The sequence below is a fragment of the Pseudoalteromonas sp. Angola-30 genome, assembly GCF_028599215.1.
GTDB lineage: Bacteria > Pseudomonadota > Gammaproteobacteria > Enterobacterales > Alteromonadaceae > Pseudoalteromonas > Pseudoalteromonas atlantica.
This window is the reverse complement of record NZ_JAQREI010000040.1, coordinates 1-1,045: the sequence shown is the minus strand read 5'-3', so window position 1 is coordinate 1,045 and position 1,045 is coordinate 1. Positions and strand designations below refer to the sequence as shown.

The following is a 1,045-nucleotide window of genomic DNA, read 5'->3' as shown; positions in this document are numbered from 1 at the left end:
GTTATTAACGGCAGCGGCGAAAGTGCAGCCATTGTTGTACGCGGTACTGTAGAAGATGTAGAAGATGGCCAAATAGTTACTGTAACAATAAGCGATGGCGTTAACCCTGCGGTGACTACAACTGCAACCGTGATCAATGGTGAATATGTAACAACTCCTATTGATGCAAGTAGCTTAAACGACGGCACATTAACCGCCACTGCAAGTGTATCTGATATCGCGGGCAACCCTGTAAGCGCACAAGATAGCGTTGAGCTCGATAACACTGCCGCCATTACCACAAGCATTGATAAAACAGCCGATGGCGTTATTAACGGTAACGGCGAAAGTGCAGCCATTGTTGTGCGCGGAACAGTTAGCGATGTTGAAGATGGTCAAACAGTTACGGTTACTATTAGCGATGGTGTTAACCCACCGGTTGAAGTGCAAGCCATTGTACAAAATGGCGAATATGTAACAACTCCTATTGATGCAAGCAGCTTAAACGACGGCACATTAACCGCCACTGCTACAGCGTCTGATTTAGCTGGTAACCCTGTAAGTGCGCAAGATAGCGTTGAGCTCGATAACACTGCCGCCATTACCACAAGCATTGATAAAACAGCCGATGGCGTTATTAACGGTAACGGCGAAAGTGCAGCCATTGTTGTGCGCGGAATAGTTAGCGATGTTGAAGATGGTCAAACAGTTACGGTTACTATTAGCGATGGTGTTAACCCACCGGTTGAAGTGCAAGCCATTGTACAAAATGGCGAATATGTAACAACTCCTATTGATGCAAGCAGCTTAAACGACGGCACATTAACCGCCACTGCTACGGCGTCTGATTTAGCAGGCAATCCTGTAAGCGCGCAAGATAGCGTTGAGCTTGATAACACTGCCGCCATTACCACAAGCATTGATAAAACAGCCGATGGCGTTATTAACGGCAGCGGCGAAAGTGCAGCCATTGTTGTACGCGGTACTGTAGAAGATGTAGAAGATGGCCAAATAGTTACTGTAACAATAAGCGATGGCGTTAACCCTGCGGTGACTACAACTGCAA

The 1,045-nt window shown here is 46.8% G+C and carries 1 pseudogene; it reads left to right on the top strand.

Going from position 1 to position 1,045, the window contains the following annotated elements:
• Window positions 1-1,045, top strand: a pseudogene (locus PSH54_RS20485) (hypothetical protein); the annotation flags it as partial.